The following is a 24879-nucleotide window of genomic DNA, read 5'->3' on the forward strand; positions in this document are numbered from 1 at the left end:
TGAGTTCCGGGCGGCGCGGGCGTTGCGGGCCTACATTGGATTCGAGGTCACCCCCGCGAGGCCCGGAGCCCAAGATGCCGGTCACCACTGAAAAAGCCCCCGCCGGTGCGACGTACGCGCACGCCGGCTTCGACGTGCTGCGTCTGCAGGACCCGGAGATCGCCGAGATCATGCTCGGCGAGGCGGCCCGGCAGGCCACGTCGCTCCAGCTGATCGCCGCCGAGAACTTCACGTCGCCCGCCGTACTCGCGGCCCTCGGCTCCCCGCTCGCCAACAAGTACGCCGAGGGCTACCCCGGCGCCCGCCACCACGGCGGCTGCGAGCTCGTCGACATGGCGGAGCGCATCGCCGTCGACCGGGCCAGAGCGCTCTTCGGCGCCGAGCACGCCAATGTGCAGCCCCACTCCGGCTCCTCCGCGGTCCTCGCCGCGTACGCCGCCCTGCTGCGCCCCGGCGACACCGTCCTCGCGATGGGGCTCTCGTACGGCGGCCATCTCACCCATGGGTCGCCCGCGAACTTCTCGGGCCGCTGGTTCGACTTCGTGCCCTACGGCGTCGACCCCGAGTCCGGCCTCATCGACCACGACCAGGTCCTCGCGCTGGCCCGCGCTCACCGTCCCAAGGCGATCGTCTGCGGCTCCATCGCCTATCCGCGGCACATCGACTACGCGGCCTTCCGCGCCATCGCCGACGACGTGGGCGCCTACCTCATCGCCGACGCCGCGCACCCCATCGGCCTGGTCGCCGGTGGAGCGGCGCCGAACCCGGTGCCGTACGCCGATGTCGTCTGCGCCACCACGCACAAGGTCCTGCGCGGCCCCCGCGGCGGCATGGTCCTGTGCGGGGCCGAGCTCGCCGCGCGGATCGACCGGGCCGTCTTCCCCTTCACGCAGGGCGGCGCCCAGATGCACACCATCGCCGCCAAGGCCGTCGCGTTCGGCGAGGCGGAGACCCCGGCCTTCGCCGCGTACACCCGTCAGGTGGTCGCCAACGCGAGGGTTCTAGCGGCCGCGCTCGACGCCGAGGGACTCGCGATCACCACCGGCGGCACGGACACCCATCTGCTGACCGCCGACCCCACCTCGCTGGGCGTCGACGGCCCGACGGCCCGGGGCCGGCTCGCCTCGGCCGGCATGGTCCTCGACACCTGCGCCCTGCCCTTCGGGGACGGGCGCGGCCTGCGCCTCGGCACCGCCGCCGTCACCACCCAGGGCATGGGCGAACCGGAGATGGCGCGCATCGCGGTGCTCTTCTCGGGGGTGCTGCGAGATGAGGTCGATCCGCGTACAGCACGCGCGGAAGTGCGCGATCTCACCGGAAGATTTCCGCCGTATCCGGCCTAGACAGGGGTAGGCGGGCCGACGTGGTCCGTCACCCGTGCAACCATCGTCGCTACCCGGCAGTCCTTCACCACATGCGCGCGGAGCTAGGGTGTGGGGCTGAGATGGCCAGCGATATCTGTGGGGAAGCCCGTGCGTGAATACCTGCTGACGCTCTGCATCACGGCCGCGGTGACATACCTGCTGACCGGCCCGGTGCGGAAGTTCGCGATCGTGGCCGGCGCCATGCCGGAGATCCGCGCCCGCGACGTACACCGGGAGCCCACGCCCCGGCTCGGCGGGATCGCCATGTTCTTCGGTCTGTGCGCGGGTCTCCTCGTCGCGGACCACCTGACGAACCTCAGTCCCGTCTTCGAGATGTCGAACGAGCCGCGGGCGTTGCTCTCCGGAGCCGCACTGATCTGGCTGATCGGCGTCCTGGACGACAAGTTCGAGATCGACGCACTGATCAAGCTCGGCGGACAGATGATCGCCGCCGGCGTCATGGTCATGCAGGGTCTGACGATCCTGTGGCTGCCGATCCCGGGTGTGGGCACGGTCTCGCTGACGCAGTGGCAGGGCACGCTCCTCACGGTCGCCCTGGTCGTGATCAGCATCAACGCGGTCAACTTCGTGGACGGCCTCGACGGCCTCGCGTCCGGCATGGTGTGCATCGCCGCGTCGGCGTTCTTCCTGTACTCGTACCGCCTCTGGTACGGCTACGGCATCGAGGCGGCGGCCCCCGCGACGCTGTTCGCGGCGATCCTGATCGGCATGTGCCTGGGCTTCCTGCCGCACAACATGCACCCCGCCAGGATCTTCATGGGCGACTCCGGATCGATGCTGATCGGCCTTGTCCTGTCCGCCGGCGCCATCTCCATCACCGGCCAGGTCGACCCGAGCCTGATGAAGCTGAACTTCGGCGGCACCCGTGACGCCACCCACGCGATGATCCCGGTCTTCATCCCGCTGCTGATGCCGCTGACGATCATCGCGATCCCGTTCGCGGACCTCGTCCTCGCGATCGTGCGCCGGACCTGGAAGGGCCAGTCGCCGTTCGCCGCCGACCGCGGTCACCTGCACCACCGGCTCCTGGAGATCGGCCACTCCCACAGCCGCGCGGTCCTGATCATGTACTTCTGGTCGGCGCTGTTCGCCTTCGGAGCGGTCGCCTACTCCGTCCACTCGACGTCCATGTGGATCGTCCTGGCGATCGTCGCGCTCAGCTTCGTCGGTCTCGTACTGCTTCTGCTGCCGCGCTTCACGCCGCGCGCCCCGCGCTGGGCGGAGGCCTTCGTGCCGCCGCGCTACCGGCGCAGGCGGGCCGCGCGGGCGGCGGCCGAGGTGCCTGAGACGTCGCCGTCGTACGCGGTTCAGGAAGCGGCCGGGGCGGCCGAGGAGGCGCCCGAGGGCGAGGGCGCGCGCCCGCCGATGCCCGCAGGAGTCAACGGGGCAACGGCCATTGGCCCCCGTTCGCGCTTCCTGGATGGGCGCAAGGCGCACTCATCGCGCTGACGCGAGACACGAAAACGCCTCATTACCAGACAAGTTGGCCGCGTTTTTGCACAGACGCGCTGACTACCTCTCACGTGTGACAGTGAGCACACTGTAGAGGTAAAGACCTCATCAAATAGTTTGTGATACCGTTCACGAGACCCGGGGATAGAGCCGAAGGACCGTAGTGCGACGGCCCATTGGCCCGAAGTTCCCTCTCGGCCCCGGTTTACGCTCGTCCATGACGACACCCTGCCCCCGTCCAGTTAGCGGAGCTGCCGCCATGCCCTCGAATGACGCACGGATCCTCCTCCAGGCCGTTGTGCCCACAGCCATTGCCGGCGCGATTGCCGCCGTGATCAGTGGTGTGCTGGCCGGCGGCAAGGGGGCGCTCGGCGCTGTCATCGGCACGGTGGTCGTCATCGTCTTCATGGGCCTCGGGCAGGTCGTCCTCCAGCGGACGGCAAAATCGCTTCCGCAGCTCTTCCAGGCGATGGGGCTGATGCTCTATGTCGCCCAGTTGCTGCTGCTTCTGATCTTCGTCGCCGTCTTCAAGGACACGACACTGTTCAACCCCAAGGCCTTCGCCGCTTCACTCGTCGCCGCCACCGTCGTATGGATGGCCGCGCAGGCGCGTGCGCACATGAAGGCCAAGATTTTCTATATCGATCCCGACTCGGGCAAAGACTCCGAGAAGAGTGACAAGCCCGAGAATTCAGGGTCGTCCTCATGAGGGGTAGGGGCGGGATAAGTGCGGGTTCGCGTTACTGCTATCGTCCGGTGCCAACTGCGGCACTGCGGGCGCGGGCATCTGAGCTGACGCCTGCTCGACTGCGAGGCTCACTGCCTTCCTGCCGCCCTCACATCCGAAACACCAGACCAGTGCCGATCCGCGGCTGCGCGCCGCAACGACACAACGAGGTTGCCGTACCTATGCGTCACGCCGAAGGAGCCCGTGGTGAGTGCTGACCAGACTGAGCTCGCCTTTGACTGGAGCTGTCGGATTCTGTCCGACAACGGCTGCGGCTTTCCGGCTCCCGGTCTGCACTCGTTCCTGTTCCAGCCGATCTTCACCGTCGGCGGGTTCGAGTTCAACAAGGTGATGCTGCTGGCCCTGTTGACGACGCTGGTCATCATGAGCCTCTTCTACGCCGCCTTCGGCCGAGCCAAGGTGGTCCCGGGGAAGCTCCAGATGATCGGTGAGGCGGGGTACGACTTCGTACGCCGCAACATCGTCTACGAGACCCTCGGCAAGAAGGAGGGCGAGAAGTACGTCCCCGTCATGGTCTCGATGTTCTTCTTCATCTGGATCATGAACGTGTGGTCCGTGATCCCGCTGGCCCAGTTCCCGGTGTCGTCGGTCATCGCGTACCCGATCGTGCTCGCCGTCATCGTCTACCTGATCTGGGTCCCGCTGACCTTCAAGCGCCACGGCTTCGTGGGCGGCTGGAAGAACATCACGGGCTACGACAACTCGCTCGGCCCGATCAAGTGGCTCGTCTCGTTCATCGAGTTCTTCTCGAACCTGCTCGTCCGGCCGTTCACGCACGCGGTGCGACTGTTCGCGAACATGTTCGCCGGTCACCTGATGCTGGTCATGTTCACCGTTGCCTCCTGGTACCTGCTGAACAGCTACATGATCCCGGCCGCGGGCGTCTCGTTCGTCATGACCGTCGTCATGATCCTCTTCGAGCTTTTCGTGCAGGCCGTCCAGGCGTACGTCTTCGTGCTCCTCGCCTGCTCGTACATCCAGGGCGCGCTCGCCGAGCACCACTGAGCCAGTCCCGTCCCGTCATATTTCAGTCGTCCGGTGGCCAACCCCCACCGGTTCGTTAAAGAGAAGGAAGTAACGGCATGTCCGCGACCATCGAACTCGCCGCTGGCGTCACCGGCTCCCTCGGTTCCATCGGCTACGGTCTCGCTGCCATCGGCCCCGGCATCGGCGTCGGCATCGTCTTCGGTAACGGCACCCAGGCCCTGGCCCGTCAGCCCGAGGCCGCCGGTCTGATCCGCGCCAACCAGATCCTCGGCTTCGCCTTCTGTGAGGCGCTCGCGCTCATCGGCATCGTCATGCCGTTCGTGTTCGGTCGCTAAACCCAGCTACCTGACACTTTTCGACGAAAGGCACTGATGTGATCGCCAACCTGGTTGCACTCGCGGCCGAGGAGGAGCAGAGCCCGCTCATCCCGCCGGGTCCCGAGCTGCTCATTGGCACGCTTGCCTTCGCCATCGTTTTCTTCTTCTTCGCCAAGAAGCTCCTCCCGCGTATCAACAAGACGCTGGAAGAGCGACGCGAGCTGATCGAAGGCGGTATCGAGAAGGCCGAAGCCGCACAGACCGAGGCCCAGAGCGTTCTTGAGCAGTACAAGGCTCAGCTCGCCGAGGCTCGTCACGAGGCCGCGCGGCTGCGCCAGGAGGCGCAGGAGCAGGGCGCCACGCTCATCGCCGAGATGCGCGCGGAAGGCCAGCGGCAGCGTGAGGAAATCATCGCCGCCGGCCACTCGCAGATCGAGGCCGACCGCAAGGCCGCCGCTCAGGCGCTGCGCCAGGACGTGGGCCAGCTGGCCACCACGCTGGCCGGCAAGCTGGTCGGCGAGTCGCTTGAGGACCACGCCCGGCAGTCGCGCACGATCGACCGCTTCCTCGATGACCTCGAGGAGAAGGCCGAGGCTGTTCGATGACTGCCCACGGAGCGAGCCGCGAGGCACTCGCCTCCGCACGTGAGCGTCTCGACGCGCTGACCGACAGCACCTCGGTCGACGCCCGACAGCTTGCCGGAGAGCTGGCCGCGGTCACCGCGCTGCTCCACCGCGAGGTGTCGCTGCGTCGGGTCCTGACCGACCCGGCGCAGTCCGGCGAGGCCAAGGCCGAGCTCGCGGGACGCCTGCTGAGCGGCCAGGTCAGCGGTTCGACCGCCGACCTGGTGGCCGGCCTGGTCCGCTCCCGCTGGTCCGCCCCGCGCGACCTGGTCGACTCCGTCGAGGAGCTGGCGAGCATCGCCGAGCTGACCGCGGCGCAGCAGGCGGGCGAGCTGGACGACGTCGAGGACGAGCTGTTCCGGTTCGGCCGGATCGTCTCCTCGAGCACCGAGCTGCGCGCAGCGCTCACGGACCGTATCGCCACGGGCACGGCCAAGAGCGAGCTGCTGCGCAGCCTGCTCGGCGGTCGCGCCACGGCCACCACCGAGCGTCTCGTCGAGCGCCTTGTGACCCAGCCGCGTGGACGTAGCCTGGAGGGGGGACTCGAGTCCCTGTCCAAGCTCGCCGCGGAGCGCCGGGACCGCACGGTGGCTGTCGTCACCACGGCGGTTCCGCTGAGCGATGCGCAGAAGCAGCGCCTGGGCGCCGCCCTGGCAAAGCTCTACGGGCGTCAGATGCACCTGAACCTCGACGTGGACCCCGAGGTCCTCGGCGGGATCAACGTGCAGGTGGGCGAAGAGCTCATCAACGGAAGCATTGCGGACCGCATTGAGGACGCCAGCCGCCGTATGGCCGGCTAGCGGACTCGCACAACGTAGTAGTACCTACGGCCCTAGTTGGGCCGTGCAGAGGATTCCTGGGGGCTGACCCCAGACCCCCCAAGAAAACTTCGGGCCCAACAAGGAGAGCAGGGAACCCAGATGGCGGAGCTCACGATCCGGCCGGAGGAGATCCGGGACGCGCTGGAGAACTTTGTCCAGGCGTACAAGCCGGACGCGGCCTCGCGCGAGGAGGTCGGTACGGTCACCCTTGCCGGCGACGGCATCGCGAAGGTCGAGGGCCTGCCCTCGGCCATGGCCAACGAACTGCTGAAGTTCGAGGACGGCACCCTCGGCCTCGCCCTCAACCTCGAGGAGCGCGAGATCGGTGCCATCGTGCTCGGTGAGTTCACCGGTATCGAGGAGGGCCAGCCGGTGCAGCGCACCGGTGAGGTGCTCTCCGTCGCCGTCGGCGAGGGCTACCTGGGTCGCGTCGTCGACCCGCTCGGCAACCCGATCGACGGCCTCGGCGAGATCGAGACCAGCGCGCGTCGCGCCCTTGAGCTGCAGGCCCCCACGGTCATGCAGCGCAAGTCGGTGCACGAGCCGATGGAGACCGGCTACAAGGCCGTCGACGCGATGACCCCGATCGGCCGCGGTCAGCGTCAGCTGATCATCGGCGACCGCCAGACGGGCAAGACCGCCCTGGCTGTCGACACGATCATCAACCAGCGTGACAACTGGCGCACCGGCGACCCGAAGAAGCAGGTCCGCTGCATCTACGTCGCCATCGGCCAGAAGGGCTCGACCATCGCCTCCGTGCGTGGCGCCCTGGAAGAGGCCGGCGCGCTGGAGTACACGACCATCGTCGCCGCCCCGGCGTCCGACCCGGCCGGCTTCAAGTACCTTGCGCCGTACACCGGTTCGGCCATCGGCCAGCAGTGGATGTACGAGGGCAAGCACGTCCTCATCATCTTCGACGACCTCTCGAAGCAGGCCGACGCCTACCGCGCCGTGTCCCTGCTGCTCCGCCGCCCGCCGGGGCGCGAGGCCTACCCGGGTGACGTCTTCTACCTGCACTCCCGTCTCCTCGAGCGCTGCGCGAAGCTCTCGGACGAGATGGGTTCCGGCTCGATGACCGGTCTGCCGATCGTCGAGACCAAGGCGAACGACGTGTCGGCGTTCATCCCGACCAACGTCATCTCCATCACCGACGGCCAGTGCTTCCTGGAGTCGGACCTGTTCAACGCCGGTCAGCGCCCCGCGCTGAACGTCGGTATCTCCGTCTCCCGAGTCGGTGGTTCCGCGCAGCACAAGGCGATGAAGCAGGTCTCCGGCCGCCTCCGCGTGGACCTCGCCCAGTTCCGTGAGCTCGAGGCGTTCGCCGCCTTCGGTTCCGACCTGGACGCCGCGTCGAAGGCCCAGCTGGAGCGCGGTCAGCGCATGGTCGAGCTGCTCAAGCAGCCCCAGTACCAGCCGATGGCGACCGAGGACCAGGTTGTCTCCGTCTGGGCCGGCACCACCGGCAAGATGGACGACGTCCCGGTCGTGGACATCCGGCGCTTCGAGCGCGAGCTGCTCGACTACCTGCACCGCAAGGAGCAGGGCCTGATGACCTCCATCAAGGAGGGCGGCAAGATGTCGGACGACACCCTGACCGCCGCCGCCGACGCCATCGCGGACTTCAAGAAGCAGTTCGAGACCTCGGACGGGAAGCTTCTCGGCGAGGACGCTCCGGCCGCCGCCGGTAAGTGACGACGGAAGGGACCTGACTCATGGGAGCCCAGCTCCGGGTCTACAAGCGTCGCATCAAATCCGTCACCGCGACCAAGAAGATCACCAAGGCGATGGAGATGATCGCTGCCTCGCGCGTCGTCAAGGCGCAGCGCAAGGTGACGGCCTCCACGCCGTACGCGACCGAGCTCACCCGCGCGGTCACGGCTGTCGGCACCGGTTCGAACACGAACCACCCGCTGACGACGGAGCCGGAGACGGCGACGCGCTCCGCGGTGCTGCTCCTCACGAGCGACCGCGGACTGGCCGGCGCCTTCAACTCGAACGCCATCAAGGCCGCGGAGAAGCTGACCGCGCGTCTCGAGGCCGAGGGCAGGGAGGTCGAGATCTACATCGTCGGCCGCCGTGGTGTCGCCCACTACAACTTCCGTGAGCGCAAGATCGCGGAGCAGTGGACGGGCTTCACCGACGAGCCCACGTACGCGGACGCCAAGAAGGTCGCGGGCCCGCTGATCGAGGCGATCGAGAAGGACTCGGCGGAGGGCGGCGTGGATGAACTCCACATCGTCTACACGGAGTTCATCTCGATGATGACGCAGTCGGCCATTGACGGCCGTCTGCTTCCGCTCAGCCTCGAAGAGGTGGCGGAGGAGTCGAAGTCCAAGGGCGAGATCCTTCCGCTGTACGACTTCGAACCGTCGGCGGAGGACGTCCTCGACGCCCTGCTGCCGCGCTACGTCGAGAGCCGTATCTACAACGCGCTGCTCCAGTCGGCTGCTTCCAAGCACGCCGCCACGCGCCGCGCGATGAAGTCGGCGACCGACAACGCGGGAGACTTGATCAACTCGCTCTCCCGACTTGCCAACGCGGCCCGCCAGGCCGAAATCACCCAGGAAATCAGCGAGATCGTCGGCGGCACTGCAGCCCTGGCCGACGCGACCGCGGGGAGTGACAAGTAATGACGACCACTGTTGAGACGGCCGTTGCCACGGGCCGCGTCGCCCGGGTCATCGGCCCGGTCGTCGACGTGGAGTTCCCCGTCGACGCGATGCCGGAGATCTACAACGCCCTCCACGTCCAGGTCGACGACCCGGCCAAGGAGGGCGCGAAGAAGACGCTGACCCTCGAGGTCGCCCAGCACCTGGGTGACGGCGTGGTCCGTACGGTCTCGATGCAGCCCACCGACGGTCTGGTCCGCCAGGCCGCCGTGACGGACACCGGCGCCGGTATCTCGGTGCCCGTCGGTGACCTGACCAAGGGCCGGGTGTTCAACACCCTCGGTGACGTGCTGAACGACGACGCGTCCAGCGTCGCGGACGCCCCGCGCTGGACGATCCACCGCAAGGCCCCGGCCTTCGACCAGCTCGAGTCCAAGACCGAGATGTTCGAGACCGGCCTGAAGGTCGTCGACCTTCTCACCCCGTACGTCAAGGGTGGAAAGATCGGTCTGTTCGGTGGTGCCGGTGTCGGCAAGACCGTTCTGATCCAGGAAATGATCGTCCGTGTGGCCAAGCTGCACGACGGTGTCTCCGTCTTCGCCGGTGTCGGCGAGCGCACCCGTGAGGGCAACGACCTCATGGTCGAGATGGAGGAAGCCGGCGTTCTGGACAAGACCGCGCTGGTGTTCGGCCAGATGGACGAGCCGCCGGGCACGCGTCTTCGCGTCGCCCTGGCCGGTCTGACCATGGCGGAGTACTTCCGCGATGTGCAGAAGCAGGACGTGCTGTTCTTCATCGACAACATCTTCCGCTTCACGCAGGCCGGTTCCGAGGTCTCGACCCTGCTCGGCCGCATGCCCTCCGCGGTGGGTTACCAGCCGACCCTCGCCGACGAGATGGGTCTCCTCCAGGAGCGCATCACGTCGACCCGTGGTCACTCGATCACCTCGATGCAGGCGATCTACGTCCCCGCGGACGACCTGACCGACCCGGCCCCGGCCACCACGTTCGCCCACCTCGACGCGACGACGGTTCTCTCCCGTCCGATCTCCGAGAAGGGCATCTACCCGGCCGTGGACCCGCTGGACTCCACGTCCCGCATCCTGGACCCGCGCTACATCGCGCAGGACCACTACGACGCCGCGATGCGCGTCAAGACGATCCTGCAGAAGTACAAGGATCTCCAGGACATCATCGCGATCCTCGGTATCGACGAGCTGGGCGAGGAGGACAAGCTCGTTGTCCACCGTGCCCGTCGCGTCGAGCGCTTCCTGTCGCAGAACACCCACGCCGCCAAGCAGTTCACCGGCGTGGACGGTTCGGACGTGTCGCTCGAGGAGTCGATCACCGCGTTCAACGCGATCTGCGACGGCGAGTACGACCACTTCCCCGAGCAGGCGTTCTTCATGTGCGGTGGCATCGAGGACCTGAAGGCCAACGCCAAGGAGCTCGGCGTCTCCTGATTCTGGCTTCTTCGGAAGCACAGACTCGTGGGAGAGGGGCGGGGGATACCCGCAGGGTGTGTCCCGCCCCTCTCCGTACGCCGACTAGACTTTGACCCAACACCCGGCAGCAACCGCCGGGTGGTGACCCGAGGAGCCCACCTTGGCTGCTGAGCTGCATGTTGAGCTCGTCGCCGCGGACCGCAGTGTCTGGTCCGGCGAGGCCACCCTGGTCGTCGCGCGCACCACGTCCGGCGACATCGGCGTCATGCCCGGTCACCAGCCGCTTCTCGGTGTGCTGGAGTCGGGCCCGGTGATGATCCGCACGAGCGACGGCGGGACGGTTGTCGCCGCTGTGCACGGCGGTTTCGTCTCGTTCGCCGACAACAAGCTTTCCCTGCTTGCCGAGATCGCCGAGCTTTCGGACGAGATCGATGTCAAGCGTGCGGAGCGGGCGCTCGAGCGCGCGAAGTCGGATGCGGACGCATCCGCCGAGCGTCGCGCGGACGTCCGACTGCGTGCGGTGGCGACGCGCTGAGCCCAGCGCGGGGAGTGACATGACTCAGCCGCGGCCAGGGCCGGAGAACCTCTCCGGACCGGGTCGCGGCTGAGGCGATCCTTGGTCAATTTTGCAGTTCCGTTATCGGATCCGCTGTCGGGCCCGTTATCAGATGAGGCGAGGAGGTCGGTACGAATGGTCCTCGTTCTCGTGCTGTGCGTGGTCGCGGTCGTCGTACTCGTATTGCTGGGGTTGTTCGTCTTCGGCCTGAGGCGCCGGCTGATCCAGCGCTCCGGGGGCACCTTCGACTGCTCCCTGCGATGGGACGTGCCCGAGGGAGGCGACGCCTCCGGCAAGGGCTGGGGCTACGGCGTGGCCCGCTACAACGGCGACCGGATCGAGTGGTTCCGGGTCTTCTCCTACGCGGTCAGGCCGCGCCGCACCCTGGAGCGCTCGGCGATCGAGGTGACGGGGCGGCGCGCGCCGGAGGGCGAGGAGGAGCTGGCCCTGCTCTCGGACGCGATCGTCCTCGCGTGCTCGCACCGCGGCTCGCGTCTCGAGCTGGCGATGAGCGAGGACGCGCTGACCGGCTTCCTGGCATGGCTGGAGGCGGCGCCCCCCGGGCAGCGGGTGAACGTCGCGTAGCGGCGTTCAGGGCCCCGCTGGATGGGGGTCCCCCCTGGCGCGGAGCGTAGCGGAGCTCCTTGGGGGAGGGTGAACGTCGCGTAGCGGCGTTCAGGGCCCCGCTGGATGGGGGTCCCCCCTGGCGCGGAGCGTAGCGGAGCTCCTTGGGGGAGGGTGAACGTCGCGTAGCGGCGTTCATATGGCCTGAGCTTTCGCTTTGCATGGAGAAGCCGGGTGAACAGGGGGCGGCCCCGTTCACCCGGCTTCCGTCATGTGCGGCCCGGTGCTGCTACTTCAGGCCGCCGTCGATGGCGGTCACCAGCTCGCCGCCCGCGGTGTCACCGCTGAACTCCCAGAAGAAGGCGCCGCCCAGGTTCTGGCTCTTGGCCCAGGCCATCTTGGAGTTGATGGTGGCGGGGGTGTCGTAGGACCACCAGTCGGAGCCGCAGTACGCGTACGCCGTACCGGCCACCGTTCCGTTCGCGGGGCACTTCGTCTTGAGGACCTTGTAGTCCTCGATGCCCTGTTCGTACGTGCCGGCGGCGGGGCCTGTCGCGGTGCCGCCCGGCTCCTTCTGTGTGACGCCGGTCCAGCCGCGGCCGTAGAAGCCGATGCCGAGCAGGAGCTTGCTCGACGGGACTCCCTGGGCCTTCAACTTGGCGATGGCGTCAGCGGAGTTGAAGCCCTGCTGCGGGATGCCGGGGTACGAGGTGAGCGGGGAGTGCGGGGCCGTCGGGCCCTGGGCGTTGAACGCGCCGAAGAAGTCGTAGGTCATGACGTTGTACCAGTCGAAGGACTGGGACGCGCCCGCGTAGTCGTTCTTCTCGATCTTGCCGCCGGTGGAGGCGTCGGCCGTGATGGCGGCGGTGACCAGGTTGCCGGTGCCGAACTTGGTGCGCAGCGCGGACGCCAGCTTCTTCAGGGCGTCCTGGCCCGAGGTGTCGCAGGACAGGCCGCAGGCGTTGGGGTACTCCCAGTCGATGTCGATGCCGTCGAAGACATCGGCCCAGCGCGGGTCCTCGACCAGCTTGTAACAGGAGTCGGCGAACGCTGCCGGGTTCTGCGCGGCCTGGCCGAAGCCGCCGGACCAGGTCCAGCCGCCGAACGACCAGAGGATCTTCAGGTTCGGGTGCTTGGCCTTGAGCTGGCGCAGCTGGTTGAACGCGCCGCGCAGCGGCTGGTCCCAGGTGTCGGCGACGCCCGAGACGGAGTTGGCGGCCGTGTACGCCATGTCCGTGTCGGCGTACGAGTCGCCCATCGTGCACTGGCCGTTCTGCACGTTGCCGAAGGCGTAGTTGATGTGGGTGACCTTCGCGGCGGAGCCGGAGGTCTCCAGGTTCTTCGGGAAGTACTGGCGCCCGTAGACGCCCCAGTCGGTGAAGTACCCCAGCTTGACCTTGCCGCCGGGGCCGGGGTCGGTGCCGCCGCCGGTCGTGTGCACCCTGACCGAGCCGGAGGCGGGTCCGCTCTGGTCGGCGGTGTCGCGGGCCTGGACGGTGTACGAGTAGTCGGTGCCCGCGGTGAGTCCGGTGTCGGAGTACGAAGTCCCGGTCACCGTCGCGACCTTGGCGCCGTCGCGCAGGACGTCGTAGTTCTTGATGCCCTTGTCGTCGGTGGCCGCGGTCCAGTCGAGCTTGACCGAGGTGTTCGTGACGGAGGAGGCGGTGGGGGTGCCGGGGGCGGAGGGGGCCGCGTCGCCGGGGACGTCACCGCCGTCGCAGGAGGCGCCGTTGAGCTTGCAGCCGGAGGGGGCGCCGGGGCCCGAGCCGTTGAACCCGAAGGAGACCGAGGCGCCGGGGGCGAGCGACCCGTTCCAGGAGAGGTTCTTGGCGGTCCAGTGGTCGGCGGAGTTGGTGACGGTGGCGTCCCAGGCGGAGGTCACCTTGGTGCCGGCGGGGAAGTCCCACTCGACGGTCCATGAACTGAGGGCCGTGGTGCCGGTGTTCTTGACGGTCCACTTGCCTTCGAAGCCGGTGCCCCAGTCCTGGGTCTTGGCGTAGGTCGCGGTGGCGGTGCTCGCGGCGGCGGCCGCGTGGGAGGGGGTGGCGAGGCCGACGAGGGCGGCGGCCGGGAGCAGCAGGGTGGTGAGGCCTGCCACGGCTCTCTGTCTGAGTCTCAAGCGCAAGGGGTGCTCCTCGGGTGGTATCCGGGGGACATGACGGGGGTGGAACCCTGCGCCGCCCGTGAGCATCGCCGTGCCGGCCATGTGCACGGCTGCGCTCACCGCAGTGCCGTGAGAATAGAAAGGTCTGGACCAACGGTCAAGGTCTAAACCAATTACAGGAATCCGCTCCTCACAGCCCCAACTCCTGCGCAAGGACGGCAGCTTGCACCCTGCTGCGCAGCTCCAGCTTCCCGAGCAGCCTGCTGACGTGCGTCTTCACCGTCGCTTCCGCCATCTCCAGACGTACCGCGACCTCCGCGTTCGACAGCCCGTCACCGAGGCAGGAAAGCACCTCCCGCTCCCGGCGCGTGAGGGTGCCCAGCCCCGCCGGCGCGGGCCCCGGCTCCGGCCGTACGGGCTTCGCCGCGAACTCCGCGATGAGCTTGCGGGTCACCGCCGGAGCGATCAGACCCTCACCGCGCGCGACCGTACGGACACCCTCGATCAGATCCTTCGCCTCGGTGTTCTTCAGCAGAAACCCGCCGGCGCCCGCGCGCAGCGCCCCGAAGACGTACTCGTCGAGGTCGAACGTCGTCAGGACGAGCACGTCCGCGAGTCCCTCGGAGACCACCTGACGAGTCGCCGAGACGCCGTCGAGGCGCGGCATCTGGATGTCCATGAGGATGAGATCCGGCCTAAGTGCGCGCGCGAGCGCACTTGGACACTCCTTCGTCAGCCGGTGCGACGGGCAGCTCGGCCCTGGCCTGCCAGATCTTGCCGGCGGGCCCGCTCCCGGGACCGGCCTCGAACGGAGGGCCCTTCTGTTGGTCTAGACGTCGCAATCCACACCGAACCGGAAGGCCCTCACCTGTTCAAGGTCCCTCAGCCGAGACCTGCCTCACCCGTCCACAGCCTCCCGGGACAGAACAGCTAGCGCTCGCCGCCCGGGACCCACAGCACGTCCCCGACCTCCTTGTTCGCCGTGCGCGCCAGGATGAACAGGAGGTCGGAGAGGCGGTTCAGATACGTCGCCGTCAGCGGGTTCATCGACTCGCCGTGCACTTCGAGCGCCGCCCACGTGGAGCGCTCGGCCCTGCGGACCACGGTGCACGCCTGGTGCAGTAGCGCCGCACCCGGCGTGCCCCCGGGCAGGATGAAGGACCGGAGCTTCTCCAGCTGCTCGTTGAAGCGGTCGCAGTCCGCCTCCAGCTTGTCGACGTAGAACTGCTCGACGCGGAGTGGCGGGCCCATCTTTTTTAGAAGCGCCGGGTCCTCGACCACCGGCGTCGACAGGTCGGCTCCCACGTCGAACAGGTCGTTCTGGACCCGTACGAGGACCTGCACGACCTCCTCGTCGAGCCCGCCGAGCGCGACCGCCGTGCCGATGACGGCATTGGCCTCGTTGGCGTCGGCGTAGGCGGAGATCCGCAGATCGGTCTTGGCGGTCCGGCTCATGTCGCCGAGGGCGGTCGTGCCCTGGTCGCCGGTCCTGGTGTAGATACGCGTCAGATTGACCATGGGGCCAGCGTAGTTACGCGGCAGCTCTGCGGAAGCCGCGTGTGCCGACCGTCACGGCGAGCGCCGCCAGGGCGAGGGCGACCAGGACCCTGTACAGCATGTGCGCCGTCGCGTAGTGGCCGACGTACGGGTCGCGCATCGCGTCGAACCGCATGGCGGATCGGCATGAAGTGCGACAGGGCGTCGAGCCGGCCGGGCGAGGTGTCCCGCGAAGTGCTCGGCCTGCTCGACGAGATGGAGGGCCTTCTGGGCGAGCCGGTGCTCAACTACGCCGCACGCGACGCCTGATGGCCCGTCCTGTGTGATGTCCGTCATTCGAGACGTGACGCGCATTACTTCGCCGCCCCACGGCCCCTCACTGGCGCTAATGTCCGCCGGAGAGATACGTGAACAGCGGTTAGCGGCCAGTTGCAAGTGGTACGCGGTCAAGCGGGTAAGGGGAGTCGCACAGTGGCAGGGAAGCTCGCCGTCATCGGAGCCGGACTCATGGGGTCCGGAATCGCCCAGGTCTCGGCGCAGGCGGGCTGGGACGTCGTCCTGCGCGACGTCACCGACGCCGCCCTGGCCCGTGGCACCGACGGCATCAAGGCCTCGTACGACAAGTTCGTGAGCAAGGGGAAGCTGTCCGCGCAGGACGCCGAGGCCGCGCTCGCCCGCATCACCACGACCACCGATCTGGACGCGGTCGCCGACGCCGACATCGTCGTCGAGGCCGTCTTCGAGAAGCTCGAGGTCAAGCACGAGATCTTCCGGGCGCTCGACAAGATCGTCCGCGAGGACGCCGTGCTCGCCTCGAACACCTCCGCCATCCCGATCACCAAGATCGCGGCGGTCACGGAGCACCCGGAGCGCGTCGTCGGCGCCCACTTCTTCTCGCCGGTCCCGATGATGCAGCTGTGCGAGCTGGTCCGCGGCTACAAGACGAGCGACGAAACGCTCGCCACCACGCGGGAGTTCGCCGAGTCGGTCGGCAAGACGTGCATCGTCGTCAACCGCGACGTCGCCGGCTTCGTGACCACGCGGCTCATCTCGGCCCTCGTCGTCGAGGCCGCCAAGCTGTACGAGTCGGGCGTCGCCACCGCCGAGGACATCGACATCGCCTGCAAGCTCGGCTTCGGCCACGCGATGGGTCCGCTCGCCACCGCCGACCTCACGGGCGTCGACATCCTTTTGCACGCCACCAGCAACATCTACACCGAGTCCCAGGACGAGAAGTTCGCCCCGCCCGAGCTGATGCGCCGGATGGTTGACGCCGGTGACATCGGGCGCAAGAGCGGGCAGGGGTTCTATAAGCACTGATCTCTCGTCACCCCGCGGGTAACCCCACGGGGTGAATTCGGTATCGGTTCGCTTACAGACGGCAACTTCTGCGCCCCCGCGCCAGTCAGTTGCAGTGACATACCCAGATCGCCGTACGACACAGAGACCACTGGAATCACGGCACACAAGCACTCTCGGGGAGCGCATATGTACATCAGGGGCGACCACGCCGGGCTGGTCGTCGGGGGCCGCCTCGACGTCCGCAGCGCGGCGGACGCCCGTACGGTCCTGCACACGGCCCTCGACGACGGCGTCGGCGACCTGGTGCTCGATCTGTCAGAGCTGGACTCGTGGGACGCGACCGGTCTCGGTGTCATCATGGGCGCCCACCGCCGGGCCGGACGCTGCGGCCGCAGGCTCGTGCTGCGGGGTGTGCCGCCCCAGATGCAGCGCCTCCTGGTGGCGACGCGGCTGCACCGGATCCTCGCGATCGAGGGCGGCATCGGGGTCGAATCACTGCCCAGGGTGTGAATCGGGCGTTCCGGTATGCAGTACCCACAATCCTCACGAGACTGTGACGTCTCGGACGGCGCGGCACCCCGGCTGTTCGGAGATACTGAGCCAGGTCTAGGGTTCGGTCGCCCGCGGATTGACGGACCCTCTCGCGGGCACCGGACCAGAAGCGACAGCGCAGTGTGCACAGGCCGGGAGGGGCACCGGCACACCACGCTTTTGGGGGGCTTTGACCATGGACCCGATGAACCGGGGACCGGAAGACTTCGGGCACGATCCGTACGGCGGGGATCCCTACGACCGCGCGGACCGTGGCCACCACGACGACGAGAGCGACACCCAGGCGAGCCGTCCGCGCCCGCCCAGGGATCCCCTCACTCCTGACTTCGGCCAGCCCGCACAAGGGCTCGCCCGCACCGTCCAGCTCGTGTCCGGCGACTTCCTGCTCACCGTCAATCCCGTCGACGGCAGCGAGATCGAGCCCTGCCCGCCGGGGGAGCGGCCGGGACGGCCCGTCAAGTACGCACCGGCGGAACGCGCCGACATGGCCCGCGCCGCACGTCCGCCGCTGCCGGCCGGACCCCCGCTGCCCCGACTGCCGCTCCTCGAGCGTCAGGAGGAGCGCGAGCGGCTCGTACGGCTCCTCGCGCGCGGGCGCTCCGTGCGGCTCACCGGACCCTCGGGCTCCGGGCGCACCGCGCTGCTCGACACCGTCGCCGAGGACTGCGCGGACGTCGCGCCCGACGGCGTCGTCCGGCTCTGCGGACACCGCCGCTCGTCGAACGACCTGCTGTACGACCTCTTCGCGGCCGTGTACAACGCGCCGCTGCACCGGCCCGACCGGGCCCTGCTGCTCGAGCTCGTCCACGACATCGGCGCCGTCGTCGTCCTCGACGACCTCGAGTTCGGCGGCGCCGCGCTCGACGAGCTCCTCGAAGCGACGCCCGAGTGCGCCTTCCTGGTCGCGGCCACACCCGACGTCGCGGCGCCGTCCGCCGACTCGCACCTCGAAGAGATCTTCCTCGGCGGCCTGGGCCGCGGCGGCGGGCTCGAACTCCTGGAGCGGTCCGTCGGCCGCGTCCTTGACGACGAGGAGGCGAACTGGGCGGGCGACCTCTGGTTCGAGTCGGAGGGGCTCCCGCTGCGCTTCGTGCAGGCCGGCGCGCTCCTGCGCCAGCGCGACCAGGTGCGCGCCGACCCGAACGCCTTCGACGAGTCCGGTTACTTCGGAGGCCCCGGCGCCCCGCCCGTAGACGCGCCCTTCGACGCCGAGGACGGCCATGACGTGCCGCTGCCCTCGCTCGCCGACGGCGCCGCGCCCGCGGCCCTGCTCGCGTCCCGGCTCAGCGAATCGGCCCGCGCCACCCTGCGGTTCGCGGTCGCGCTCGGCGGCGAGATACCGCATCAGGCCCACCTGCCCGCCCTCGTGGGCGACACCCACGCCGACGCGGCCCTCGCCGAACTCGTCGGCTGCGCCCTCGTCACACCGGTCGGCGGCCGCTACCGCCTGGCCTCCGGCGTGCACGACCAGCTGGCGACCGCGGGTTACGCCGACGACGCGGGCGGCCACGCGCGCACCGCCGCGCAGCACTACGCGTGGTGGGCCGGGCATCCCTCGGTCGGGCCCGAGCGGGTCGCGGCCGAGGCCGACGCCCTGTTCGCCGCACTGACCGTACTCGTTCCCGGCACGACGCCGGCCGGGCCGGACGAGGAGGGCAGCGTCGCGGTGCTGCTCGCCCGTACCGCCGCGCCCGCGTTCGCCGCCGGGCTCAGCTGGACCGTGTGGGAGCGGTGCCTGCGGTCCGGCCAGGAGGCCGCGCGGCTCTCCGGCGACGTGGCGGAAGAGGCCTATTTCCACCACGAGCTGGGCATCCTCGCGCTGCTCGGCGGGCAGCTCGACCGGGCCCGCGCCGAGCTGGAGGCCTCCATCGCCCTGCGCGGCGCGCTGGCCGACAAGCGGGGCACCATCGCGGGCCGCCGCGCCCTCGCCCTGGTCGCGGACCGCTCCGGTGGCGCGCTCCCCGGCGGACGCACGGCGGCGGGCGAAGAGGTCCCCGCCGCACGCTACGAGGAGTCGGCGTCGCCCCCCGGTGGGGTGCCGGCCGCGTTCGCGCTGCCCGCGCCGCCCCCGGAACCGGACACGCTGGTCTCCCGGCGGGCCGGGCACGGCCCCGGCGGCAAGCCCGTCGGGGCCCGTCGGGCCGTCATCACCGGCACGCGGCGCAACCTCGTGGCCGCGGGCGCCGGAGCGCTCCTCGCGGCTGTCCTCGGCACCGTCGTGACGCTCGGCGCCACGTCGAACAACGAGGCCCCGTCCGACAGCGTCAATGTGAACCCGTCGGCCTCGCAGGGCGAGGACGGCGGCGACATCGGCGCCGACCAGGCGGATCCCGGCGGCGCGGACCCGACGAAGAGCCCCGGCAAGGACGGCATCCCGAACACGTCGGACGACCCGACGCCCAGCACCGGGCCGTCGACCGGCGAGAGCGGCACGCCGTCGGACAAGCCGAGCACGTCTCCGTCGAAGTCCCCGTCCAAGTCGCCGTCCAAGTCACCCAGCAAGACGCCGAAGCCAGACCCAACCCCGACGACGCCGAAGCCGACCACGTCGAAGCCGACGACACCAACGCCGACGCCGACCAGCTCAGATCCCACGAGCCCGCCCTCGACCCCGGACACGTCGGACTCGGCAAGCGGCCCGGCGCCGAGCGGCAGCTCCGCGATGAGCAGCCCGGCGGACAGCGCGTCGGACTCGCCCACCGGGCCGGAAGCCTCGTCGACGATCTGACGGCCGCATGTACGCAGCACATGACTGAGGGCCGGGTTCCTGTGAACCCGGCCCTCAGTCATGCCGGACGGATCAGAACAGGCGGAGTTTGTCGTCCTCGATGCCGCGCAGCGCGTCGTAGTCCAGAACCGTGCAGCCGATGCCGCGGTCCGTGGCCAGGACGCGGGCCTGCGGCTTGATCTCCTGGGCGGCGAAGACGCCGCGCACCGGGGCGAGGTGCGGGTCGCGGTTCAACAGCTCGAGATAGCGCGTCAGTTGCTCCACGCCGTCGATCTCGCCGCGCCGCTTGATCTCGATGGCCACGGTCGCGCCGTCACCGTCCCGGCACAGGATGTCGACGGGCCCGATCGCCGTCGGGTACTCGCGGCGGATGAGCGTGTAGCCCTCGCCGAGCGTGTCGATCCTGTCGGCGAGGAGCTCCTGGAGGTGCGCTTCCACGCCGTCCTTGATGAGGCCCGGGTCCACGCCCAGTTCGTGCGAGGAGTCGTGGAGGACTTCCTCCATCGTGATGATGAGTTTCTCGCCCGCCTTGTTGATGACGGTCCAGATGCCGCCGTCGTCGCCCGTGCCCTCCTTCAGGGTGCAGGGCGGGGACATCCAGTTGAGAGGTTTGTAGGCCCTGTCGTCCGCGTGGATCGAGACGCTGCCGTCCGCCTTCACGAGGATCAGGCGGGGAGCCGACGGGAGATGGGCTGTGAGCCTGCCCGCGTAGTCCACGGAGCAACGGGCGATGACGAGACGCATGGTCGGCAACGCTACTCGACACACAGTGGTCCACGCGATTCGCCCTACATGAACCCCTTCGTTAATGGCCGGTTGTGTACGGACTGTGCCTGCGATCCCCTGTTGCGGGCCCCGGACGTTGCTTACCGTATAAGCGGGAGGTCGCGACGCCTGTACGCAGCGTGTTCGTGGTCGTACGTCGTCGCGCGCTCCTTACCTGCCCGTCAGCCCCCGCTCCCCGCGGGGGTGCGAGAGGAGAACCCATGTCGCTCGACGTCTCACCGGCACTGTTGGAACAGGCCGAGCGAGGCGAGGTCGACGAAGCTGACTTCGTCGACTGCGTCCGGACCTCCCTGCCTTACGCATGGGAGATGATCAGCTCCCTGGTGGCCCAGCTGAAGGTCGACGGCGGAGATTTCGCCGACAACCAGACGCCTCCGCCGGACGAGCAGGCACGTGGGCAGCTGCTGCGTGCGCTCGCGAGTGACGCGATTCGTGGCGCGCTGCAGCGGCACTTCGGTGTACGGCTGGCCTTCCAGAACTGTCACCGTGTGGCGGTGTTCCCACAGGACCCGTCGGTGGACGGCACGCTGGCCCGCTTCACCTCGGCCCGCAACCAGCTGTTGAACCAGTCCCCGGAACTCAGGGACTGCTGACAGCCCGTTGACGGCGGAATCGGATGGTCCGCCGCTCCGTACGCGGGAGGTGCACAAGTACGGGGCGGTGGACTACGGGCCGCACGGCCGTTACGCGACTCAGCGGAGCCGGGGGAGTACCTCGGCGCCCAGCCTGCGCACATTCTCCTCGGTGGCCGCGAGATCTCCGGAGCCCTCGACGAGCAGCGCGAAGCGCGTGATGCCCGTGCGCTCCGATGTCGCCGCGAGCCGGTCGGCGCACTGCCCGGGAGTCCCCACCGGGTGCAGCCCGCACAGCAGTTCCGTGTACGCGACCGGGTCCCGCATGGACCGGGTGCGGCCGTCCACCGTCACATGGGCGTCGAGCCCCTGTTTCAGCCAGCCGGGCATCGCCTTGAGGAGCGTCTCCCGAGCCTGCGCCGTTCGGTCGCTGATCTGGGCCACCCCGGCCGAGACGTGCGCCGCGGCGCGGATCTCCTCCGGGCTGCGGCCGGCGGCCCGCGCGTGCGTGCGCCACAGGGAGACCATCTCGGCCTTCTCCTCGTCCCCGGCGTGCATACCGAGCAGCATCGGAAGGCCGCGCTCGGCCGCGAGGCGCACGCTGTTCGGCGAGGTGCAGGCGACCACCACCTCGGGCCCGTCGGGGGAGTCGAGCGCCTCGTCGGGGCGCGGGACCACGGCGACCTCGCGGAAGGCGAACCGTTCCCCCTCGGCCTTGACGCGGGGCTCGCGCAGCCAGCGCAGCAGCAGGTCCAGGGACTCCGGGAACCCTTCCTCGTACGCCTCGATGCCCGAGCCGAAGACCTCCAGGTCCACCCAGGGGCCGCCGCGGCCGACGCCGAGCGAGAAGCGGCCGCCGGACGTCACGTGCAGCAGGGCCGCCTGCTCGCCGAGGGCGACCGGGTGGGCGGTCGGCAGCACACTGACCGCCGTGCCGACGCGGATGCGCCGGGTGCGGCCGAGCAGTAACGCCGCGAGCGTCACCGCGGACGGGCAGGTGCCGTACGGTACGAAGTGGTGCTCCGCCAGCCAGACCGAGTCGAGGCCGGCCTCCTCGGCCGCCTCGGCGGACCGCACCGCCCGGTGCAGCGCCTCCCCCTGTCCCTGGCCGGGGAACTGGGCCGCCAGTACAAAAGTTCCTACGCGCATCGCACTCCTGCCTTTCTTGGCGCCGACGCGGCACTCCCCCCACGGGCATTAACGGCTGACAAGTGCCAAGGGCACGGCTTGCCATGGAGATTGGCAGATTGTCCGGAGAGCTCATGAGGGTGACGGTGTGCGGGTACCCGAGAGGCGTCCGCGTACGCTGGACGGAGCCCCAGTCCCTGTGCAGGCACCTGTACAAGTCCTAGAGGAGAGCCGGTGTCCCCGCGCCGAAACCAGTCGTCGCCCCGTCGCGGCGGCCGACCGTCCAGCCAGGCACCGGACGAGGAGCAGGGCAGCCGCTACGGCGGTTTCGAGCGTACGGCGAGCTGGCAGGGCGAGGAGTGGAGCGTGCGCCAGGTCGCGGGCGCGAGCGCCGCCGGCAAGACGTACCGGTGCCCCGGCTGCGACCAGGAGATCCCCTCCGGGGTCGCGCACGTGGTGGCCTGGCCAGCGCACTCGGGCGTGGACGAGCGCCGACACTGGCACAAGGCCTGCTGGAACGCGAAGGACCGCCGCACCACACGGGTGCAGCGGTCCAGGAACGCGCCTCGTTACTGAGGTCTGACAGCTCTACACGTCGCGCCGCTCAAGCAGTACGAACGCGCCGACCACGGCCGCGGCCGTGACGCCGACGAGCAGCCACACCTGGGAGCCGCCCGTGCTCCCGCCGTCCGCGCCGAAAATCTTGGCGAGGGCGTTGATGGCGTTGTACTCCTGCATCTTCTCGCCGAGCGTCCGCGTGCTGCGCGAGATCATCAGGAAGACCGGGAGGATCGACGGCAGCAGCACGATGCCGAGCATCGCGGTGATCGCGCCCGCCGAGTGCCGCAGCATGGAGCCCACGGCAAGGCCGAGGACGCCGAGCAGGGACACGTAGAGCCCGCCCTTGAGGACCGTGCCGCCCCAGCTCAGGTCGCCCGCCTCGGCGCCGCTGTGCATCGACGACGTGAGCAGGCCCACCAGGAGGATGGAGCCCGCGGAGACGACGAACGAGACCGCGAAGAACACCAGGATCTTGGCGGCGAAGACGCGGTAGCGCTGCGGCGACGCGGTGAACGTCGTGCGGATCATGCCGGTGCCGTACTCCGACGACGTCACGAGGACGCCCAGCGTGATCAGGCAGATCTGGCCGAGCAGCAGCCCGATGAAGGCCGGGAACGTGAACGGCAGGTCCTGGTAGTTGAGGTCCTCGGTCTGCGCGGAGACGAACAGGCCGCCGCCGAGAACCAGGAACAGGAAGATGCCGAGCGTCCAGATCGTGGAGCGCACGGACTTGATCTTCGTCCACTCCGAGGCGAGCGCGTGCCCCAGGTGCGTGCGGGTGACCGGGATGGGCGAGGTGTACGAAGTGCCGGGCGCGCCCTGCCAGTTGGGCGCGCTCTGCTGGGCGTAGGCCTGCGGAGCCGGCTGCGGGGGCGGCGTCGTCATCGGGGGTCCTCGGGCTTGTTCAGGTCGGCGGGGACAGGGGCTGCCGGGGCCGCGGGCGCGGCAGGCGGCTGCTGCGGCGGCGCGGCATACGGGTTCGGCCCGCCGGGCGCGGCCTGCGGCGGGGCGAAGGGCTGACCGCCCTGCTGGGGCGGCGGCGGCGCGTACCAGTCCGGCTGGCCCTGGCCGGGCGCGGGGAACTGCTGCTGCGGCATCGCGCCCGGCGGGAGCTGCTGCTGAAGACCGGCCCGCTGGTCGACGGTCGAGCGGTAGTCGACGGCGCCCTGTGTCATCCGCATGTACGCCTCCTCCAGCGAGGCCTGGTGCGGCGAGAGCTCCCACAGGCGTACGTCGGCGCCGTGCGCCAGGTCGCTGATGCGCGGGAGCGGCAGGCCCGTGACGCGCAGCGCGCCGTCCTGCTCGGGCAGCACCTGGCCGCCGGCCTCGGTCAGCGCCGCCGTCAGCTTCTCGCGCTGCTGCGGCTCCGTCTCGGGCGTGCGCACCCGCGCGAAGTCGGCCGAGTTGTGCGAGATGAAGTCCCGCACGCTCATGTCGGCGAGGAGCTGGCCGCGGCCGATGACGATCAGGTGCTCGGCGGTCAGCGCCATCTCGCTCATCAGGTGCGAGGAGACGAAGACGGTGCGGCCCTCGGCGGCGAGCGACTTCATCAGGTTCCTGACCCAGAGGATGCCCTCCGGGTCGAGGCCGTTGACCGGCTCGTCGAAGAGGAGCACCTGCGGGTCGCCGAGCAGCGCGGCCGCGATGCCGAGGCGCTGGCCCATGCCGAGCGAGAAGCCCTTGGAGCGCTTCTTCGCCACGTCCTGGAGGCCGACGACGCCGAGCACCTCGTCCACGCGGCGGGCCGGGATGCCGGACAGCTGCGCGAGGCAGAGCAGGTGATGACGGGCGTGCCGGCCGCCGTGCACCGCCTTGGCGTCGAGCAGGGCGCCGACCTGGCGCGGGGCGTTGGGGAGCTTGCGGTACGGGTAGCCGCCGATCGTCACCTGGCCCGTCGTCGGCTGGTCGAGACCAAGGATCATGCGCATGGTCGTCGACTTGCCGGACCCGTTCGGACCCAGGAAGCCGGTCACGGTGCCCGGCCGGACCTGGAAGGAAAGGTTGTACACGGCTGTCTTGGCGCCGTAGCGCTTCGTCAGGCCGACTGCCTCGATCATTCTCCGCACCCATCGAAAGGTTCAGGACATCGGGGCACACGCCCCCCGTAAGGGTTAGGAGGATATCGGGGCGCTGACGGTTCCG

The 24879-nt window shown here is 69.3% G+C and carries 24 protein-coding genes and 2 pseudogenes; 18 read left to right on the forward strand and 8 right to left on the reverse strand.

Annotated features, from left to right (window positions below; translation table 11 throughout):
* The first annotated feature begins 74 nt into the window (after window positions 1-74).
* The 12 genes from ACY0PA_RS28345 (at window position 75) to ACY0PA_RS28400 (ending at window position 11528) form a co-directional block, all read left to right on the forward strand.
* Window positions 75-1343 carry a serine hydroxymethyltransferase gene (locus ACY0PA_RS28345; RefSeq protein WP_473080402.1) on the forward strand — a complete coding sequence of 423 codons (1269 nt, stop codon included), beginning with the start codon at window positions 75-77 and terminating at the stop codon, window positions 1341-1343.
* Between the two features lie 129 nt (window positions 1344-1472).
* Window positions 1473-2834 carry an MraY family glycosyltransferase gene (locus tag ACY0PA_RS28350; RefSeq protein WP_473080403.1) on the forward strand — a complete coding sequence of 454 codons (1362 nt, stop codon included), beginning with the start codon at window positions 1473-1475 and terminating at the stop codon, window positions 2832-2834.
* 262 nt (window positions 2835-3096) lie between these two features.
* On the forward strand, window positions 3097-3546 hold the full coding sequence (locus ACY0PA_RS28355; protein ID WP_356284680.1) for a hypothetical protein: 450 nt from the start codon (window positions 3097-3099) through the stop codon (window positions 3544-3546).
* Window positions 3547-3819: 273 nt separating this feature from the next.
* Complete coding sequence (atpB, locus tag ACY0PA_RS28360) at window positions 3820-4590, forward strand: F0F1 ATP synthase subunit A (RefSeq protein ID WP_375989297.1); 771 nt, start codon at window positions 3820-3822, stop codon at window positions 4588-4590.
* A 77-nt stretch (window positions 4591-4667) separates the two neighbouring features.
* Window positions 4668-4907, forward strand: coding sequence for an ATP synthase F0 subunit C (gene atpE / locus ACY0PA_RS28365; RefSeq protein WP_100595856.1), 240 nt, complete (start codon window positions 4668-4670; stop codon window positions 4905-4907).
* Window positions 4908-4945: 38 nt separating this feature from the next.
* Window positions 4946-5494: a F0F1 ATP synthase subunit B gene (locus ACY0PA_RS28370; protein WP_473080404.1), complete on the forward strand. Its 549-nt coding sequence runs from the start codon at window positions 4946-4948 to the stop codon at window positions 5492-5494.
* On the forward strand, window positions 5491-6312 hold the full coding sequence (locus ACY0PA_RS28375; RefSeq protein WP_473080405.1) for a F0F1 ATP synthase subunit delta: 822 nt from the start codon (window positions 5491-5493) through the stop codon (window positions 6310-6312). Before ACY0PA_RS28370 ends, ACY0PA_RS28375 begins: the two co-directional genes overlap by 4 nt.
* Window positions 6313-6432: 120 nt before the next feature.
* Window positions 6433-8025, forward strand: a complete 1593-nt coding sequence (atpA, locus tag ACY0PA_RS28380; RefSeq protein WP_326774077.1) for a F0F1 ATP synthase subunit alpha — start codon at window positions 6433-6435, stop codon at window positions 8023-8025.
* Between the two features lie 20 nt (window positions 8026-8045).
* Window positions 8046-8963 (forward strand): F0F1 ATP synthase subunit gamma, encoded by a 918-nt coding sequence (locus tag ACY0PA_RS28385; protein ID WP_473080406.1) that lies wholly within the window; start codon window positions 8046-8048, stop codon window positions 8961-8963.
* Entirely contained in the window at window positions 8963-10405 is a 1443-nt protein-coding gene (atpD, locus tag ACY0PA_RS28390; RefSeq protein ID WP_473080407.1) for a F0F1 ATP synthase subunit beta, read from the forward strand. Before ACY0PA_RS28385 ends, atpD begins: the two co-directional genes overlap by 1 nt.
* Window positions 10406-10547: 142 nt before the next feature.
* Window positions 10548-10922, forward strand: coding sequence for a F0F1 ATP synthase subunit epsilon (locus ACY0PA_RS28395; protein ID WP_127831003.1), 375 nt, complete (start codon window positions 10548-10550; stop codon window positions 10920-10922).
* Window positions 10923-11078: 156 nt separating this feature from the next.
* The gene (locus tag ACY0PA_RS28400; RefSeq protein WP_329434025.1) at window positions 11079-11528 is read left to right on the forward strand and encodes a DUF2550 domain-containing protein; all 450 of its coding nucleotides are present in this window, start codon (window positions 11079-11081) and stop codon (window positions 11526-11528) included.
* A gap of 268 nt (window positions 11529-11796) precedes the next feature.
* Here the strand turns inward: ACY0PA_RS28400 and ACY0PA_RS28405 are convergent, their stop codons facing one another.
* From ACY0PA_RS28405 to ACY0PA_RS28420, 4 genes and pseudogenes are all read right to left on the reverse strand, one after another.
* The gene (locus ACY0PA_RS28405; RefSeq protein ID WP_473086461.1) at window positions 11797-13653 is read right to left on the reverse strand and encodes a glycosyl hydrolase family 18 protein; all 1857 of its coding nucleotides are present in this window, start codon (window positions 13651-13653) and stop codon (window positions 11797-11799) included.
* Window positions 13654-13801: 148 nt separating this feature from the next.
* Window positions 13802-14332: pseudogene (locus ACY0PA_RS28410) on the reverse strand (LuxR C-terminal-related transcriptional regulator); the annotation flags it as partial.
* 209 nt (window positions 14333-14541) lie between these two features.
* The gene (locus ACY0PA_RS28415; RefSeq protein ID WP_473080408.1) at window positions 14542-15129 is read right to left on the reverse strand and encodes a cob(I)yrinic acid a,c-diamide adenosyltransferase; all 588 of its coding nucleotides are present in this window, start codon (window positions 15127-15129) and stop codon (window positions 14542-14544) included.
* Between the two features lie 13 nt (window positions 15130-15142).
* Window positions 15143-15326: pseudogene (locus ACY0PA_RS28420) on the reverse strand (ABC transporter permease); the annotation flags it as partial.
* On the opposite strand from ACY0PA_RS28420, the gene ACY0PA_RS28425 reads away from it, so the two are divergent.
* The 4 genes from ACY0PA_RS28425 (at window position 15295) to ACY0PA_RS28440 (ending at window position 19690) form a co-directional block, all read left to right on the forward strand.
* Window positions 15295-15417: a hypothetical protein gene (locus ACY0PA_RS28425; protein ID WP_473086620.1), complete on the forward strand. Its 123-nt coding sequence runs from the start codon at window positions 15295-15297 to the stop codon at window positions 15415-15417. The pseudogene ACY0PA_RS28420 and the gene ACY0PA_RS28425 sit on opposite strands and share 32 nt — an antisense overlap.
* Window positions 15418-15579: 162 nt before the next feature.
* The gene (locus tag ACY0PA_RS28430; protein ID WP_100595843.1) at window positions 15580-16428 is read left to right on the forward strand and encodes a 3-hydroxyacyl-CoA dehydrogenase family protein; all 849 of its coding nucleotides are present in this window, start codon (window positions 15580-15582) and stop codon (window positions 16426-16428) included.
* A 168-nt stretch (window positions 16429-16596) separates the two neighbouring features.
* A complete protein-coding gene (locus ACY0PA_RS28435) occupies window positions 16597-16920 on the forward strand; it encodes an STAS domain-containing protein (RefSeq protein WP_227297244.1) in 324 nt (107 codons plus the stop codon).
* A 217-nt stretch (window positions 16921-17137) separates the two neighbouring features.
* Window positions 17138-19690 (forward strand): ATP-binding protein, encoded by a 2553-nt coding sequence (locus tag ACY0PA_RS28440; RefSeq protein WP_473080409.1) that lies wholly within the window; start codon window positions 17138-17140, stop codon window positions 19688-19690.
* Window positions 19691-19762: 72 nt separating this feature from the next.
* Here ACY0PA_RS28440 and nucS read toward each other — a convergent pair whose 3' ends face one another.
* Complete coding sequence (nucS, locus tag ACY0PA_RS28445; RefSeq protein ID WP_473080410.1) at window positions 19763-20434, reverse strand: endonuclease NucS; 672 nt, start codon at window positions 20432-20434, stop codon at window positions 19763-19765.
* 242 nt (window positions 20435-20676) lie between these two features.
* On the opposite strand from nucS, the gene ACY0PA_RS28450 reads away from it, so the two are divergent.
* Complete coding sequence (locus ACY0PA_RS28450; RefSeq protein ID WP_100595840.1) at window positions 20677-21069, forward strand: SCO5389 family protein; 393 nt, start codon at window positions 20677-20679, stop codon at window positions 21067-21069.
* Between the two features lie 99 nt (window positions 21070-21168).
* On the opposite strand, the gene ACY0PA_RS28455 is transcribed toward ACY0PA_RS28450, so the two are convergent.
* A complete protein-coding gene (locus tag ACY0PA_RS28455) occupies window positions 21169-22197 on the reverse strand; it encodes an LLM class flavin-dependent oxidoreductase (RefSeq protein WP_473080411.1) in 1029 nt (342 codons plus the stop codon).
* Between the two features lie 213 nt (window positions 22198-22410).
* Between ACY0PA_RS28455 and ACY0PA_RS28460 the strand changes: the two genes are divergently transcribed.
* Entirely contained in the window at window positions 22411-22752 is a 342-nt protein-coding gene (locus tag ACY0PA_RS28460; RefSeq protein WP_473080412.1) for an ATP/GTP-binding protein, read from the forward strand.
* 12 nt (window positions 22753-22764) lie between these two features.
* Here the strand turns inward: ACY0PA_RS28460 and ACY0PA_RS28465 are convergent, their stop codons facing one another.
* Together ACY0PA_RS28465 and ACY0PA_RS28470 are read right to left on the reverse strand one after the other, a co-directional pair.
* Entirely contained in the window at window positions 22765-23622 is an 858-nt protein-coding gene (locus ACY0PA_RS28465; RefSeq protein WP_473080413.1) for an ABC transporter permease, read from the reverse strand.
* A complete protein-coding gene (locus tag ACY0PA_RS28470) occupies window positions 23619-24794 on the reverse strand; it encodes an ABC transporter ATP-binding protein (protein ID WP_473080414.1) in 1176 nt (391 codons plus the stop codon). The genes ACY0PA_RS28465 and ACY0PA_RS28470 overlap by 4 nt, the downstream gene beginning before the upstream one ends.
* Window positions 24795-24879 lie beyond the last annotated feature (85 nt).

The sequence above is a fragment of the Streptomyces sp. DS1-CR2 genome, assembly GCF_055760475.1.